The 15,326-nt window shown below is 64.8% G+C and carries 17 protein-coding genes and 1 pseudogene; 11 read left to right on the top strand and 7 right to left on the bottom strand.

Translation table 11 applies throughout. From position 1 onward, the window contains the following. Positions 1-94: 94 nt before the first annotated feature. Entirely contained in the window at positions 95-1,039 is a 945-nt protein-coding gene (locus ABIB99_RS12655; protein WP_354176000.1) for a helix-turn-helix domain-containing protein, read from the top strand. Positions 1,040-1,084: 45 nt separating this feature from the next. Here ABIB99_RS12655 and ABIB99_RS12650 read toward each other — a convergent pair whose 3' ends face one another. Next, positions 1,085-2,290 (bottom strand): ABC transporter substrate-binding protein, encoded by a 1,206-nt coding sequence (locus ABIB99_RS12650; protein WP_354175999.1) that lies wholly within the window; start codon positions 2,288-2,290, stop codon positions 1,085-1,087. A gap of 165 nt (positions 2,291-2,455) precedes the next feature. On the opposite strand from ABIB99_RS12650, the gene ABIB99_RS12645 reads away from it, so the two are divergent. From ABIB99_RS12645 to ABIB99_RS12635, 3 genes are all read left to right on the top strand, one after another. Further along, positions 2,456-3,223, top strand: a complete 768-nt coding sequence (locus ABIB99_RS12645; protein WP_071916762.1) for a FadR/GntR family transcriptional regulator — start codon at positions 2,456-2,458, stop codon at positions 3,221-3,223. A gap of 68 nt (positions 3,224-3,291) precedes the next feature. Next, positions 3,292-4,905 (top strand): acyl-CoA synthetase, encoded by a 1,614-nt coding sequence (locus ABIB99_RS12640; RefSeq protein ID WP_354175998.1) that lies wholly within the window; start codon positions 3,292-3,294, stop codon positions 4,903-4,905. A gap of 16 nt (positions 4,906-4,921) precedes the next feature. Then, positions 4,922-5,929, top strand: a complete 1,008-nt coding sequence (locus ABIB99_RS12635; RefSeq protein ID WP_354175996.1) for a zinc-dependent alcohol dehydrogenase family protein — start codon at positions 4,922-4,924, stop codon at positions 5,927-5,929. Here the strand turns inward: ABIB99_RS12635 and ABIB99_RS12630 are convergent. Continuing rightward, a complete protein-coding gene (locus ABIB99_RS12630) occupies positions 5,926-6,615 on the bottom strand; it encodes a helix-turn-helix domain-containing protein (protein ID WP_245328533.1) in 690 nt (229 codons plus the stop codon). The genes ABIB99_RS12635 and ABIB99_RS12630 overlap by 4 nt on opposite strands. Here ABIB99_RS12630 and ABIB99_RS12625 point away from each other — a divergent pair. The 5 genes from ABIB99_RS12625 to ABIB99_RS12605 all read left to right on the top strand — a co-directional run bounded on the left by ABIB99_RS12625 (position 6,614) and on the right by ABIB99_RS12605 (position 10,406). Then, a complete protein-coding gene (locus ABIB99_RS12625; RefSeq protein WP_244623153.1) occupies positions 6,614-6,754 on the top strand; it encodes a hypothetical protein in 141 nt (46 codons plus the stop codon). The two genes, ABIB99_RS12630 and ABIB99_RS12625, sit on opposite strands and share 2 nt — an antisense overlap. Before the next feature lie 272 nt (positions 6,755-7,026). After that, the gene (locus tag ABIB99_RS12620) at positions 7,027-7,224 is read left to right on the top strand and encodes a hypothetical protein (RefSeq protein ID WP_354175995.1); all 198 of its coding nucleotides are present in this window, start codon (positions 7,027-7,029) and stop codon (positions 7,222-7,224) included. Positions 7,225-7,462: 238 nt separating this feature from the next. After that, positions 7,463-8,266: an MBL fold metallo-hydrolase gene (locus ABIB99_RS12615; protein WP_354175994.1), complete on the top strand. Its 804-nt coding sequence runs from the start codon at positions 7,463-7,465 to the stop codon at positions 8,264-8,266. A 157-nt stretch (positions 8,267-8,423) separates the two neighbouring features. Next, on the top strand, positions 8,424-9,443 hold the full coding sequence (locus tag ABIB99_RS12610; protein ID WP_354175992.1) for an alpha/beta fold hydrolase: 1,020 nt from the start codon (positions 8,424-8,426) through the stop codon (positions 9,441-9,443). A 15-nt stretch (positions 9,444-9,458) separates the two neighbouring features. After that, the gene (locus tag ABIB99_RS12605) at positions 9,459-10,406 is read left to right on the top strand and encodes a fatty acid desaturase (protein ID WP_354176202.1); all 948 of its coding nucleotides are present in this window, start codon (positions 9,459-9,461) and stop codon (positions 10,404-10,406) included. A 56-nt stretch (positions 10,407-10,462) separates the two neighbouring features. Here ABIB99_RS12605 and ABIB99_RS12600 read toward each other — a convergent pair whose 3' ends face one another. Further along, the gene (locus ABIB99_RS12600; RefSeq protein ID WP_354175991.1) at positions 10,463-10,696 is read right to left on the bottom strand and encodes a hypothetical protein; all 234 of its coding nucleotides are present in this window, start codon (positions 10,694-10,696) and stop codon (positions 10,463-10,465) included. A 138-nt stretch (positions 10,697-10,834) separates the two neighbouring features. Further along, the gene (locus tag ABIB99_RS12595) at positions 10,835-11,818 is read right to left on the bottom strand and encodes a helix-turn-helix transcriptional regulator (RefSeq protein WP_354175990.1); all 984 of its coding nucleotides are present in this window, start codon (positions 11,816-11,818) and stop codon (positions 10,835-10,837) included. Positions 11,819-11,902: 84 nt separating this feature from the next. On the opposite strand from ABIB99_RS12595, the gene ABIB99_RS12590 reads away from it, so the two are divergent. Together ABIB99_RS12590 and ABIB99_RS12585 are read left to right on the top strand one after the other, a co-directional pair. Beyond that, positions 11,903-12,547, top strand: a complete 645-nt coding sequence (locus ABIB99_RS12590; RefSeq protein WP_354175988.1) for a glutathione S-transferase family protein — start codon at positions 11,903-11,905, stop codon at positions 12,545-12,547. Between the two features lie 29 nt (positions 12,548-12,576). Then, positions 12,577-12,999 (top strand): DUF6157 family protein, encoded by a 423-nt coding sequence (locus ABIB99_RS12585; protein ID WP_354175987.1) that lies wholly within the window; start codon positions 12,577-12,579, stop codon positions 12,997-12,999. Here ABIB99_RS12585 and ABIB99_RS12580 read toward each other — a convergent pair whose 3' ends face one another. The 3 genes and pseudogenes from ABIB99_RS12580 to ABIB99_RS12570 form a co-directional block, all read right to left on the bottom strand. Then, a complete protein-coding gene (locus ABIB99_RS12580; RefSeq protein ID WP_354175985.1) occupies positions 13,000-13,785 on the bottom strand; it encodes an enoyl-CoA hydratase/isomerase family protein in 786 nt (261 codons plus the stop codon). Positions 13,786-13,797: 12 nt separating this feature from the next. Continuing rightward, the gene (locus ABIB99_RS12575) at positions 13,798-14,907 is read right to left on the bottom strand and encodes a cyclic nucleotide-gated ion channel (RefSeq protein WP_354175983.1); all 1,110 of its coding nucleotides are present in this window, start codon (positions 14,905-14,907) and stop codon (positions 13,798-13,800) included. 159 nt (positions 14,908-15,066) lie between these two features. Further along, positions 15,067-15,284 (bottom strand): annotated as a pseudogene (locus ABIB99_RS12570) (hypothetical protein). Between the last annotated feature and the right edge of the window lie 42 nt (positions 15,285-15,326).

Below are 15,326 nucleotides of genomic sequence, written 5' to 3'. Positions count from 1 at the left end.
GTGTAGGCGGCGGCCCTCTAGAATCTCGACGCGTGGCCAGCTTGTGCGATGCACAAACGACGTTCATCATGGCGGCGCAACGGATGGGCGGACGATGAACCTGGTGTTTTCGACAGACGATCTGGAGCCGTCCAAACGCTACGCCGCGTGGCAAGGTGCGATCTGCGATGTCTACGTCCATGTCGACGTGAACGCCGAGGAGCGGTCCGACTATCACGGCTTCATTCGCGAGGCGCGGTTCGGCGCCGTGACGATGACCGACGTCCTGCTGTCGGAGCAGCGCATCTCGCGCCGCGAACGGCATATCGCAAAGCTCGACAAGGATTGCTACTACGTCGAATTCGTCCAGCAGGGCCGGGTCAACGTGCTTCAGGCCGGCCAGACCCTGCTGTCGAATCCCGGCGTGAGCGCGATCTTCTCGGCCTCCGAGGCCTATGATCTCGAATGCGTCGGCAAGGTACGATCGCTCTATCTGGAAATCCCGCGCGCGGAATTTTCGGCGCGCTTCAGCGAGGGACGGCTGCCGGTCGTCACGACGATGGCGACGAGCCGCGGACTTGGCCGGATTGCCGCCGAGTTCTGCGCGACGCTCGCCGCGGAGGGCGCGCCGCTGGACGAGACCGCGAGAACGCGATTGGGCGGTGAGCTGATGGACGTGCTGGCGCTCGCGCTCGACATGGGCGCGCGGGACGAATTCTCCGAGGATGCGAGCGCTGCGCAGGCCCGCCTGCGCTCGGTCAAGGCCTGGATCGAGGCGCACCTCACCGATGCGGATCTGTCGCTGGAGAAGATTGCGAAGAGCAATGGCGTCTCGCTCAGGCATCTGCATTATCTCTTTCGGCTGACCGATGTCTCGGTGTCCGAATGGATTTTGGATCGCCGGCTGCAGCGCTGCTACGACGTGCTGACGCGTCCCGAGTTGCGCTCGCTGTCGATCACCGAGGTCGCCTATCAGCTGGGCTTCAGCAGTTCGTCCTATTTCAGCACGGTGTTCCGCAGGAAGTTCGGCCATAGCCCGTCCGACCTGCGACGGCGCTAGAGAACCTGCACCGCGCGCGGCGATGCAGGTCCGTCATCGTCAGCGTTACTTCACCAGCGGGCAGCCGCCGTCCTTCAGCGGCCGGAAGGCCTGGTCGGCCGGCACTTCCGCGAGCAGCTTGTAATAGTCCCAAGGGCCCTTGGATTCCTCGGGCTTCTTCACCTGGAACAGGAACATGCTGTGCACCATGCGGCCGTCCTCGCGCAGGATGCCGTTGTCGGTGAAAGCATCCTTCACCGGCAGCTCGCGCATCTTGGCCATCACGGTCTTGGTGTCCTTGGTGCCGGCGGCCTGCACGGCCTTGAGGTAGTGCAGCGTGGCGCTGTAGGTCGCGGCCTGGTTCATCGTCGGCATGCGCTTGATGCGCTCCTGGAAACGCTTGCCGAAGGCACGGGTCTTGTCGTTGAGGTCCCAGTAATAGGCCTCGGTGATGATCAGGCCTTGCGCGAGCTTCAGGCCCAGGCTGTGCACGTCGGAGATGAACATCACGATCGCAGCCAGGTTCTGGCCGCCGGCGACGATGCCGAACTCGCTGGCCTGCTTGATCGCGTTGATGGTGTCGCCGCCGCCATTGGCGAGCCCGATGATCTTGGCCTTGGAGGCCTGGGCCTGCAGCAGGAATGACGAGAAATCGGCCGTGTTGAGCGGATGCTTGACGCTGCCGAGCACCTTGCCGCCGGCTGCCTTTACCACATCGCCGGTGTCGCGCTCGATCGAATGACCGAACACGTAGTCCGCGGTGAGGAAGAACCAGCTGTCGCCGCCGTTCTTGACGATGGCGCTGCCGACGGTGTGGGCGTTGGAATAGGTGTCGTAGGTCCAGTGCGCGGTGTAGGGCGAGCAGGATTTGCCGGTGATGTCGGAGCTTGCCGCATCGGTCACGATCATCACCTTCTCGTACTGCTTCGACAACTCCATCACCGCGAGCGCGGTGGCGGAAGTGGGCAGGTCGATGATCATGTCGACGCCCTCGGTCTCCCACCACTTTCGCGCGATGGTGGAGGCGACGTCGGGCTTGTTGAGCACGTCGGCTGCGACCATCTCGATCGGCTTGCCGAACATCTGGCCGCCAAAATCCTCGATCGCCATCTTGGTGGCTTCGACATTCCCCTGGCCGCCGATGTCGGAATAGACCGAGGAGAAGTCGGAGAGCACGCCGATCTTGAGCGGGGTCTGCTGGGCGGAGGCGGGGACGATCAGGGCAGCCGACAGCAAGCCGGCCGCAGACACGAGTGCTGCGATAGGTCTCATGGATACGTTTCCTCTTGTACGGGACTATTCTGTCCCTTTGTCGGACAAAGTTAGAGCGAGGTTCCCAAGGAGTCAATTTGCTGCATCTGCGGCATGAATGACGCAGTTTGACGCGTCTTCGGGGCGATCCTATAGTTTGTCGGACAATCGCCATTGGGGGCTACCGTGCCGATTTCGCCGCTCTTCCGTCCGATCGATGTCGCGCCGGCCTATCAGAAAGTCGCCGACGCCATCGAGCGCGAGATCGTCAATGGGCGCATCAAGCCCGGCGATCCCATCGGCACCGAGCATGATCTGGTGCGCCAGTTCGGCGTCAACCGCTCGACCATTCGCGAAGGCATCCGTGTGCTGGAGGAGGGCGGCTTGATCAGCCGCGATTCCTCGCGCCGTCTGCACGCCTGCCTGCCGCGCTACACCAAGCTCGCAAGCCGCCTGAGCCGCGCACTGGTGCTGCACGAGGTGACGTTCCGCGAGCTCTACGAGGCCTCGATGACGCTGGAGGTGGCGAGCATCGAAGGCGCGGTGGAGCGCGCGACCGAAGAGAACCTCGCCGAGCTCACCAACAATCTCGTGCGCAGCGAGGCCGTGGTCGGCGATCCCGCCACACTTGCCGAATGCGATGCCGAATTCCACGTGCTGGTCGCCAAGGCCTCGCAGAACCGCGTGCTCCAGCTCGCACGCGAGCCGGCGGCGCAGCTGTTCTATCCGACCACAGAGATGATCGTGACCGGCGTTGCCGAGGGCGGCCCACGCCTCGTCGCCGCGCACCGCCATCTGATCGACGCGATCCGCCGCCGCGACCGCGAGGCGGGCGTGCTCTGGACGCGCCGGCACTTGCAGGACTGGCGGCGCGGTTTCGAAAAAATCGCCTCGCTCGATCGGTCGGTCGAGCACATGTACATGGAGCACGCCCAGGCGGCCCGGCGCAGATAGGCGCCTGATGAAGACGCAAGATTTCAGCCAAGAAATCCAACAAATAAAGACATCACACGGAGGAGCACATGACCGGCGACATCGCGGCCACCATCTCGAAAGCGCGCGAGCATTCCATCGGCGACCTCTTGCGCCGTTCGGCGGGGCGCGAGCCGAACAAGCTTGCAGTGAGCTGCGGCGATGTGAGCTGGACGTTTGCCGAGATGGACGCGATCTGCAACCGGCTCGGACGCGGCCTGCTCAGTCTCGGCGTCAGCAAGGGCGATCGCGTTGCCGTGCTCTCGCGCAATTCGCATGCGTTTGCGGCGTTGCGCTTCGCGCTGGCGCGGATCGGTGCGGTGCTGGTGCCGATCAACTTCATGCTCAACCCGGATGAGATCAATTTCATCCTGAAAAGCTCCGGCGCGAAGCTGCTTGCGACCGGCCCCGATTTCGTCGAGCCGGCAAAGGCCGCAAGCGCCAGGGATTGCGCGGTCGAGAAGATGATCTGGCTGCCGGGCGAGGATCCGGCCACGTCGCCCGCGGACATCACCACTTTCGACGATCTCCTCAGCCCCGATGGCTCGTTCCTGGAGGCCTCGGTCGACAGCCGCGATCTCGCCCAGATCGTCTACACCAGCGGCACCGAATCGCTGCCCAAGGGCGCGATGCTGACCCATGAAGCCGTGATGTGGCAGTACGTCAGCTGCATCATCGACGGCGGCATGAGCGCGGACGACAAGTTCCTGCACGCGCTGCCGCTCTATCATTGCGCCCAGCTCGACGTCTTCCTGGGGCCGCAGATCTATCTCGGCGCCTCCGGCGTGATCACGGGCAAACCGACCGCCGACAACATCCTAGCGCTGATCCAGGCGCACAAGATCACCTCGTTCTTCGCGCCGCCGACGATCTGGATCGCGATGTTGCGCTCGCCGAACTTCGACAAGACCGATCTGTCGACGCTTCAGAAGGGCTATTACGGCGCCTCGATCATGCCCGTGGAGGTGCTGCTCGAGCTGCAGCGCCGCTTGCCCAACGTCAAATTCTGGAATTTCTACGGCCAGACCGAGATTGCGCCGCTGGCGACCGTGCTGCGGCCGGAGGACCAGCTGCGCAAGGCCGGCTCGGCCGGCAAGCCCGTGCTCAATGTCGAGACGCGTGTGGTCAACACGGCGATGGACGATGTGAAAGTCGGCGAGGTCGGGGAGATCGTGCACCGCTCGCCGCATCTGCTCTCCGGATATTATAATGACCCCGTGAAGACCGCGGCGGCCTTCACGGGCGGCTGGTTTCACTCCGGCGATCTCGCCACCGTCGATGCCGAGGGCCACATCACTGTGGTCGACCGCGTCAAGGACATGATCAAGACCGGTGGCGAGAATGTCGCGAGTCGCGAGGTCGAGGAGATGGTCTACCGCATCCCTGCGGTCTCCGAGGTTGCCGTGGTTGGCCTGCCCGATCCGCGCTGGATCGAGGCGGTGACCGCGATCGTCGTGGTCAAGACCGGCGAGACGCTGGATGAGGACGCCGTCATCAAGCACTGCGCTGGCCAGATGGCGCATTTCAAGGTGCCCAAGCGCGTCATCTTCGTCGACAGCCTGCCGAAGAACCCGAGCGGCAAGCTGCTCAAGCGCGAGCTGCGCCAGCGCTTCGTCGGCGGCGAGACGCTCGACAAGGCGATCCAGAAGAATTTTGGGACGTAAGCATGGAGCGGTCGCCATGAAGGTCTGGCAGGTCGCGCGCGACTGGTCGATCGAGGGGATGGAGCTGGCCGATCTGCCCGAGCCCGCGCCTGGTCCGGGCCAGGTCGCGGTGCGGATGAAGGCGGCATCGCTCAACTACCGTGATCTGCTCACGGTGCAGGGCAAGGGCGGCGTCTCACGATTGCCGCTGATCCCGTTCTCGGATGGTGCCGGCGAAGTCATCGCGGTCGGCGACGGCGTTGCCCGCGTCGCGGTTGGCGATCGCGTCTGTCCGATGTTCTTCCAGTCCTGGATCGACGGAAAGGTGTCGGCGACAAGCCGCCGCTATGCGCTCGGCGGTACGCGGCCGGGCGTGTTGCAGGAGGTGATGCTGCTCGATGCCGAGGGCGTCAGCCGCATTCCATCGCACCTTTCATTCCTGGAAGCGGCGACGCTGCCCTGCGCCGGGCTCACGGCGTGGCGCGCGCTGTTCGAGGAGGCCAGGGTGAAACCCGGTGACACCGTGCTGGTGCAGGGCACCGGCGGTGTCTCGATCTTCGCGCTGCAATTCGCAAAGCTCGCCGGCGCGAGCGTGATCGTGACGTCGTCGAGCGACGAGAAGCTCGAACGTGCCAAAACGCTCGGCGCCGACCACACCATCAACTATCGTTCGGTGCCGGAATGGGGCAAGGCGGCGGCCGACTGGACCGGCGGCGGCGTCGACCACGTCGTCGAGGTCGGCGGCAAGGATACCTTTGCGCAGTCGCTCGAGGCTATCAGGGTCGGTGGCAACATTCTGGTGATCGGCGTGCTCACCGGCGTCTCGCAGCAGATCGCGATACCGAGCCTGTTCTCCAAGAACCTGCACGTCATCGGCCTGTCAGTCGGCAGCCGTCGGATGTTCGAGGGGATGACGGCCGCGATAGGCCGCAACGGCATGAAGCCGGTGATCGACCGTGCGTTCGGCTTCGATGCCGTGCCGGACGCGTTGCGGCTGATGCAGCAGGGCGGTCACTTCGGCAAGATCGTGGTTGAGTTTCCTTAGCCCATCTCGCCGGAGAGCTTCCTGACGTCGTCGGGCGTCCGTCCGAAGCGGCGGCGGAATGCGCGGTGGAAGTAGGAAACGTCGTGAAAGCCGGCGAGGTGCGCGATCTCGATGATCTTGCGCGCGCGCAGGTTTGGATTTCGAAGCAGCCGCTCGGCGCGCAGCAGCCGCTGCTCCAGCACGAAGCCGCTATAGGTGATGCCGGCCTGCTCGAACATCAACTGAATCGTGCGCGGGCTGATCCGGTGCGCGGCTGAAAGGACGGTGAGCGACAGCGCGGGGTTGTCGAGCTGGGCCAGGATGTCGGATTTGAGGGTTTCGAGACGCGCCGCCGCAAGGCCGCGCATGCGAGCTTGCTCGGCGACATCGCCGCGCGCTCCGATCATCAGCACGGAGAGGTCGAACAAATGCTGCGAGACCGCATCGAGCTCCGCGGGCGCGAGCTTGTCGGCATAAGTGTGCGCGAGGTCATAATATCGCAGGAACATCGACGTGATCGGATTGGCGCCGGGGATCGACTGCGCGATCAGGTCCTCGGCATTCGGGCACGCGCGCAGCAGCGCCTTGCGCGGCAGCAGCGCGGTCTGGAAGTTGCCGTGCGTCGTCTGGGTGATATGGGCGCCCTTGATCGAGGGGTCGCCGATCGTGACGTCGCCGGCGGCGACCTCCAGCGGACGTCGTCCCATGACCCCGCTCAGCGCCGAATTCGGCGACATCGTGATCACCAATTCGTCGTTCGTCCCCAGCGATACGAAGGACATCGGCGTGCCGAACGAGGCCGAGAGTCGGAGGCGCGGAAGGATGGCCGGCGAAATGGTCCGGTGAACACGTCCTTCCCCGATCGGAACGAAATCGACGTCGGCGACCTGGCGGCAAAACTGCTCGCGCCATCTTTCATAGGCCTGGCCATTCGGGTCGCCATCGAATGAGAGTTGAGGCTGGATCATCGATCGGGAAGGGCAGGTTAGTTGGCGATTTACGGCAGGTTGTATCGTCAGGCCGGTGCTCCGCAACCGCAAAAGCGCCGGATTGCGTGATAAGCCACTCGCAATGACGCGCTGTGACCGCGACCTGGTGCCGCAGCCCGGTGTGCCGAGATGAAGAAGCGCGAGTGCGAGCAGCGCCCGGTGCTTGAGCAGCATGGTGAACGCATCCGGCGCGCTGTCGGGGTCATTCTCCTTGCAGCCGCGCGAGGCGCGTCGATCGCCTTTGCGGGGATCATCAGCACGCAGGCGATCGCGATGGCGCCGAACACGGCCGCCAGCGCGAACACGGCAACACAGCCGAACTTGTAGCCGAGATAGCCCGACAGAGGCGGCGAGGAGAGCGCGATGCCATCGGGACGTTGAGCGACTGCCGGCGGAAATGGTCTTGCACAAGCAGGGCTGACAAGACGGGCTGACATGACCGGCCAACTGGCGCCGGGGCGGACCGGAAAGTAACATGTGCTAGCGGGTTGGTTCCTCCGCCCTTGCGGTGGGAGGGCCACGGCGTCATCTCGTGAGTGTCCCCTCCTTCTTCTGGATCACGGCCATGCCCCTCTGGACCTGCGAAACCTGCGGCGCGCAATTTCCGGAAAGCGAAAAACCGCCCGCATCCTGTCCGATCTGCGAGGACGAGCGGCAGTTCGTGAACTGGAAGGGCCAAACCTTCCTCACACGCGAAGCGTTGGCGGAACGGCACCGCCTTGCCTGGCGGGACGATCTCGGCCTCACCGGCGTCGGGTCCGAGCCGAGCTTCGCCATCGGCCAGCGCGCGCTGTTGGTGCCGCTCGGCGACGGCTGTCTGATGTGGGACTGCGTCCCGCTGGCGACGCCGGAAGCCATCGCGCATGTGCGCTCGCTCGGCGGGCTGAAGGCGATCGCGATCTCGCATCCACACTACTATGGCGCGCTTGCCGACTGGAGCGAGGCGTTCGGCGGCGTGCCGGTCTATCTTCATGCCGACGATCGCCAATGGGTGACGCGTCCGCATCCCTCGATCGTGCACTGGACCGGCGATCAGCAGCGCATCTCCGACGATGTGCTGCTGCTGCGTACCGGCGGTCATTTCGCGGGCGCCACCATGCTGCACCATGCGCGCGGTGCGGAGGGCAAGGGCGCGCTGCTCACCGGCGACATCGCGCAGGTGACGATGGACCGGCGCTTCGTCAGCTTCATGTACTCCTATCCGAACTACATGCCGCTCAACGCCGCCCCGGTGCGGCGGATCGCAGCCGCTGTGGAGCCGCTCGCCTTTGACCGCATCTACGGCGCCTGGTGGGGCCGCAACATCGCCTCCGGTGCCAAGGCCGCATTCGCGGCGTCCGTGCAGCGATACATTGCGGCCATCGCCTGACGCGCGACGACCAAACCCCCCTTGTTCTGATCTAATAACTGTACTATAAGTACAGATATTAAGCGCGACGCAACGATGCGTTTGCCGGTCCGGCACGAACAATGCATCGTTGTCTCGGCGGGCGCATGTTGCGGCCGCGTGAGCGGGAGTTGGACGCATGACCGGGCAGCGCGACTACGAGATCTTTGAGGCCGGCGACGTCATGCTTCAATCCGGCGCCGTCTTCCCCGCGATGAAGCTCGCCTACAAGACCTACGGCACCCTCAGCCCGGCCAGGGACAACGTTATCCTCTACCCGACCTCGTTCAGCGCCCAACACTACGACACGGAATGGCTGATCGGGCCCGATGGCGTGCTCGACCCTACGCGCTACTTCATCATCATCCCGAACCTGTTCGGCAACGGCCTGTCGTCCTCGCCGTCGAATTCCGGCGAGGCGCCATTCCCGCAAATCACCTATCACGACGCCATCGCGGTCCAGCACCGGCTGCTGACCGAGCGCTTCGGCATCACAAAGCTGGCGCTGGTCTATGGCTGGTCGATGGGCGGCATGCAGACCTATCATTGGGCGGCGCTGCATCCCGACATGGTCGCGCGGGCCGCGGTGGTCTGCGGCAGTGCGCGCTGCGCGCCCTATAATTACGTCTTCCTCGAAAGTGTGAAGGCTGCGCTGACCGGTGATCCCGCCTTCCGTGACGGCCGCTTCGTCGAGAAGCCCGTTGCCGGTTATCGCGCCATGGGGCGCGTCTATGCCGGCTGGGCGATGTCGCACGGCTTCTATCGCGACGAGCTCTGGCGCGAGGCGGGCTTCGCCTCGCTCGAGGACTATCTGGTCCGGAACTGGGACGCGACCTTTGCCCGGCGTGATGCCAACGATCTCCTCGCGCAGGCCGGGATCTGGCAGCGCGGTGACATCAGTCGTTGCGCTTCATTCGATGGCGACCTCGATCGGGCGCTGGCCGCGATCAAGGCGCATATGCTGCTGATGCCGGGTGCGACCGACCGCTATTTCGATGTCCGCGACAATGAGGACGAGCTCGGCAGGCTGGTCAACGCAAAATCGGCGGTGCTGCATCCGATCCCGTCGCTGCACGGCCATCGCGCCGGCAACCCCGTCAACAATCCGCGCGACCAGGCCTTCCTCAAGGCCGAGGTCGCAGAGCTTCTCAGCAAATAGGACGAGCCTTCGATGATGACCGACGCGACCGTTTCAGAGCCCGGCCATCGCCTGAAGCCGCTGAGCCCGGCCATGCTGCGCGAATTGTCGGTGCGCTCCAATCTCAGGGGGGCCGCGAAAAGTCTTAGCCATTACGGCCTGGTCGTGCTGCTCGGCGCGCTGGTCTGGAAGGTCTCTTCAGCCTGGGGCGTGTTATGGGCGCTGCCGCTGATGGCGGTGCAGGGCTATTTCGTCGCCTTCCTGTTCATGGCGCTGCACGAGACCGCGCACAAGACCGCGTTCAGGAGCCGTGGCCTCAACCTTGCGGTCGGCTATCCCTCGGCCTTCATCATCGGACAACCTTACGAATATTACTGCCTGTTTCACTGGGACCATCACCGCTACACCCAGGATCCGGACAAGGACCCGGAGCTGATCGTCGGCGTGAAGCCGAAATCCGACACGCAGCTTGCGCTCGCCTATAGCGGCCTGCTTCAGGTCGCCGGCCGCCTCCGGTTGATGCTCGGCCACGCCGTCACCGGCAAGGTCACCGTGCCCTGGATTCCCGAAAACAAGCGCGCCACTATCGTGCGCGAGGCGCGCGCCTATGCCGGGCTCTATGCGCTGTTGCTCACGCTCTCGCTGTGGTTTTCCTCGGCGTTGCTGCTCTGGGTCTGGATTGTCCCGCTGATCATCGGGCAGTCCTTCCTGCGGCCCTATCTTTATGCCGAGCACACCGGCTGCGACCGTACCCGCAGCGCTTTTCAGAACACGCGCACCACCTACACCAGCGCGATCGTCAAATGGTTCGCGTGGAATATGCCCTACCACGTCGAGCACCACGCCTATCCCTCGATCCCGTTTCACGCGCTGCCGAAGCTGAACGAGATCGTCGACGACGAGATCGTCTATCGCGGCCGCGGCTATATCAGGACGACGCGCGAGACCTGGGCCTGGTTTCGCCGGCATCGGCAGATTGGTTAACCCAATGCAAAACTCCGGCCGCAGTGCGACCGGAGCTTTGTCGAGGGCATCAGATATCAGTAGATCCCGTAGGCGCAGACATTCACGACGCGGACGCGCAGGCCATGGCGGGTCCGGACGACGCGCTCCTGGTAGCAGTTGCTGACGCCGGTGTTGACGTAGACGCCGCCAAAGCCCCAGCCGGGACCCCAGTGATGATGGAAGCCGTGGGCCAAAGCCGCGGTGGGCGCGAGAGCGGCAACACCAAGCGAACCAGCGGCGATCAGACCAAGAGCAAGCTTACGAAACATTTTCATTCTCCAGTGTGGCGCTAAGGCCGTTGTTGTGTCCCTGCTTCTCCGTCGGGCTGAGACGCGAACGCGTTCAGGGCGCGAGGCAGGAATCGTGTTTCAGGAATGTTTCGTGGGCTTCGGTGAAATGCGCCGCTGTCAGGCTTTTCGCGCCGCTGCGCGATAGCGCGCAGCCATCGCCTGCGTCATCTCCGCCATCTTCTCGCGGAGATCGGCGGGCTCCAGCACTTCGGCTTCGGACCCCAGCCGCAACAATTCGGATGCCGCGTGCCATGACGTCTTGCCGGTCGGAACGCGCGCGATGCGCCAGCCGTCCGCATCCGCGGTCTCTTCAAGCTGGGTGCGCGCCTTGACGTAAGGCTGGCTCAGCGCGTCGAGCAGTTTGACGCCGAACGGCGACAGCCGCACGATCGCGACATTGGGATGCATCTCGGCTTCGAGGCGAAGCGTCGCGGCCTGCCAATAGGCGGCGAGATCGAACGCGGCGGGACGATCGAAGCGATCGTCGAGCGCGGTACAGTCCAGCACGCGCGCGATGCGATAGGTGCGCGTGCTGCCGTCGACGTGACCGGCGAGATACCAGCTGCCGCCCTTCAGCACGAGCCCGAGCGGTGCGACGCGGCGCTGCTTCTCCGCGCGCCAGCTCTGGTAGCGGATCCTGATCAGCGTCCCGCGCAGAGCGGCGCCGGCAATGGTGCGCAGATGTTTGGGCTCTTCCGTCTCGCCGAACCAGCCGAGCGCGTCCAGGTGAAAACGCTCCTGCATCCGCCCGGCGTCTTCGCGAAGGTTGGCAGGGAGTGCCGCCATCAGCTTGTTCTGCGCGGCGATCATCGCCGCGTCCAGCCCGAGCGCCGCGGCCGGCCCCGGTAGTCCTGCAAGGAACAGAGCCTCCGCCTCGTTCTGCGACAGGCCGTTCAAACGCACGCGATAACCGTCGAGCAGGCGATAGCCGCCCTCCGCGCCACGGTCGGCGTAAACAGGGACGCCGGACGCCGCGAGTGCGTCGATGTCACGATAGATCGTGCGCACCGAGACCTCGCAGGCTTCCGCAAGCTCGGGCGCAGTGACCTGCCCCCTAGCCTGGAGGGTGGTGAGGATCGACAGCATTCTGCTCGCGCGCATGATCCCTTAAACCATACCTGACACAGGATGTCAGGTATGGTCCGCTACAAGCGCCATCGCCAGCCGGCCAGATGGAGACCTGTTATGACCGATCAAAACCGCATCACCCTGTATTATTCGCCGCAAAGCCGCGCCACCGGCACGCGGGTGCTACTGGAGGAGCTGGGCGCGCCCTACGATCTCCACGTCCTCAACATGAAGGCCGGCGAGCAGCGCCAGGGCGCCTATCTCGCCATCAATCCGCTCGGCAAGGTGCCGGCGGTCCGCCACGGCGAGGCGCTGGTGACCGAGCAGGTCGCGATCACCATCTATCTCGCCGATCTGTTTCCGCAGGCGGGGCTGACGCCCGCGCTGAACGATCCGCTGCGCGGTCCTTACCTGCGCTGGATCGCCTATTACGGCGCATCCTTCGAGCCGGCCTTGATCGACAAGTTCATGCAGCGCGAGCCGGCGCCGATCATGCAGTCGCCCTACGCCGATTACGACACCATGCTGGGCGCGCTCGAGGCGCAGCTTTCGAAAGGACCGTATCTGCTCGGCGAGCGGATGACGGCTGCCGATATCTTGTGGGGCGTCGCGTTCAGCTGGACCATGATGTTCGGCATCGTGCCGAAAAAAGATGTATTCGTTCGCTATGCTGAGCGCATGACCTCGCGGCCTGCGTTCCAGCGGATCAATGCCGCCGACGATGAGATGGCGGCGCAGCATGCCGCGGCTGCAGGTGGTTGAATGATCCAGGGTTGCAGATGACAAAGTCGATGCACACGACCAACTGCTTCAATACCTTCATCCGGGTCGCTGAAGACTGTCCCGCGCATACTGGCGAGGAGCCGCCGCTGCGCGCGGGAAAGTCGACGGTGGCATGCCTGCAATACGAGATGATCGCCAAGGCGCCCTACAAGCACACGTCCGACGACGTGATCTTCGCGACGTCTGCGCCGGGACGTGAGCTCGATGTGACGGCGACGAAGACGGAGAAGCATGCGGCCCGTGAAGCGTTTTTCTCCCGGGGCCAGGCGTGCATGCGGGCGTCGAGCCTGGGCAAGCGCTTCGGCTGGGGCGTTCATGCCGACAGTGAGGGCCGGATCGCGATTTACGCCGTCGACAGCAAACGCTACCAGGCGCTCGTCCGCGATCCCAAGCTCACGCAGGTGCGCGCGATGCGGTCGCAGCGGGCGTGATCAGAATTTTGGCGGCCGTTTTTCCCCAAACGCCTTGATACCCTCCTTGATCTCGTCGCCGCGCATGCTGTCGCGGTGGCGCTGATCGGCGGCCGCTTCGTCCAATTCGCCGCGGGCGAATTCGTTGATGGCGCGCTTCATGCCGGCCATTGCCTGCGGCGCGTTGCCGGCGAGAACCGTGGCGAGCTTGTCGACCTCCTCGTCCAGGAATTCCACCGGCACCATGGCGGTGAGATACCCGATGCGCAGCATCTCCGGCGCGCTGATCTTCTGCGCGGTGAGGAAGAGCTTCTTCGCGTTGTCGACGCCGAGCCGCGTCACGTAACGTTTGATGCCGCTTCTGTAGTAGTGCAGCCCGAGCCGCGCCGCCGGCATGAACATCTCGGCCGTGTCGACGCCGATGCGGAAATCGCAGGCGAGCGCGAGGTCGGTCGAGCCGCCATAGACGCCGCCATTGAGCCGGCAGATCGTGGGCACGCCGAGATCCTCCAGCCGGTTGACGACGACCTCGAACGCCGAGCCCGCGCTCTGCTGCTCGTTGGCGCTGACCGCGCGCTCGGCAACCGAGTTGAGGTCATAGCCCGCCGAGAAGGCCCGCCCCGTGCCGGTCAGCACCAGCACGCGGATATCAGGATCGGCCTCGATCCGGTCGAAAAGTCTGACCAGCTCGCCGAGATCCTCGGCCTGGAGCCGGTTGAGATGTTTGGGCCGGTTGAGGCGGATGGTGGCGCGTGCGCCGTCACGTTCGAGCACGGGGCCTGAGGCTGCGTCGGCGGTGTCCGACATTCTTGTCTCCATTTATTTGTTTTCGAGTGTGCGGCGCTTGGCTTCCGCATCGATGGTCTCGGCGAGATCGGGATGCCGCGCCATCAGCACGCGGAAGTCGACGAGGTCGAGCACCAGCAGCCGCGACACCTTCGTGGTCGAGACACTGGCGCCGCGCTTGTTGTTGCCGAGCAGCGCCATCTCGCCGAAGAACGCGCCCTCGCCGAGCTGGACCTTCTTGCCGGGCAGGTCGACCTCGACCTCGCCGGCGGCGATGAAATACATGCAGTCGCCCTGCGTGCCCTTGCGGATGATCATGGTGCGCGCCGGCAGCTCCATGGTGCGCAGCATGTGGGTGACGTCGGCGATGGCGGCAGGGCCGAGCGCTGCGAAGAACGGCACCTTGCTGACGGATTCCCAGGTCTTGAGGAAATTGTCGCGCCGGGTCTCGGCGGCAAAGCCGGTCGCCAGAATACCAGTCCACAGTCCGAACACGCCGAGGCCGGAGATCATCACCATCGCCGCCACGATGCGCCCGAGCGGCGTCACCGGCACGACGTCGCCATAGCCCGTCGTTGTCAGCGTGACGACAGCCCACCACAGCGCGGCGGGGACGCTGCCGAAAGTCTGCGGCTGCACGTCCCGCTCCAGGAAATATTCGGCGACGGACGCGAGGAACACCACCATCAGGAAGATCACGAGCACGCTGACCAGCGGGCCCGATTCCAGCACCAGCACCCGGCGCAGCTGCCGCAGGCCCGGAATGCCCGGCACCACCTTCAACACCCAGAGCACGCTGAGCAGCCACGCCGTCTTCGGCTCGATGCCGATCAGGAGCGCGGCCGGCACCGCCAGCGCGCCCAGAGCATCGACCACTCCGGCCGAGGAGGTCATGTAGAGCGACAGTCGCCCCGTCTGTGCCATGTGGCGCAGCCGGACCACCCATTCGAACACGAAATAGACGAGGCAGGCCCACAGCAGGGCGTCGACCCAGCGGTGCGCCGTCTCATAGGCCGGGTTGACCGTCAACAGCACCATGCTGACCACGCCGAGCCCGACCGCCACATAGGCCGCCTTGGTCATGTTGCGGCCGGCCGTGGCGGCCACGAACTGGGCCAATGCGGGGATCAGCGGCTTGGACATGCGGGAAGGCGGGCTCGGTCGTGTCTCTTGCGGTCCCGGCTGGGACGCCGCCGCCAAAGTGCCCGCCCGGGCAGGAGCCGTCAACGACGGGCAGGGGGCTGCCCGCAGCATCGTCGGACAGGCACGCGGCAAGCCCGGTGCCGTGGTGGATCCGGGGCGCTACCTGAAATGCGGCGGCTCGTCGTAGCCGCGGCGGCTGCTGAAAAAAGCAACATCATCAGGCCGATGCCGACGACGATGGCGAAACCCGCTCCCAGCGCCAACGCCACATAGCCTTCCGTCGGGATCGGCTCGCCCTCGATCGCCATTGCGGAATAGGCGAAATATCCAGCCGCTACCAGCATGCCCAGAAGGATTATGACGAGGAGTGTACGCATCGCGCGTGCTCCGGTTGTATCCGGGAGCAAACGGTTGTGGAT

The organism is Bradyrhizobium sp. LA6.1, assembly GCF_040547805.1.
GTDB lineage: Bacteria > Pseudomonadota > Alphaproteobacteria > Rhizobiales > Xanthobacteraceae > Bradyrhizobium > Bradyrhizobium barranii.
Note: the sequence above shows the minus strand (reverse complement) of the source record. Positions and strands in the feature narration are given on the sequence as shown.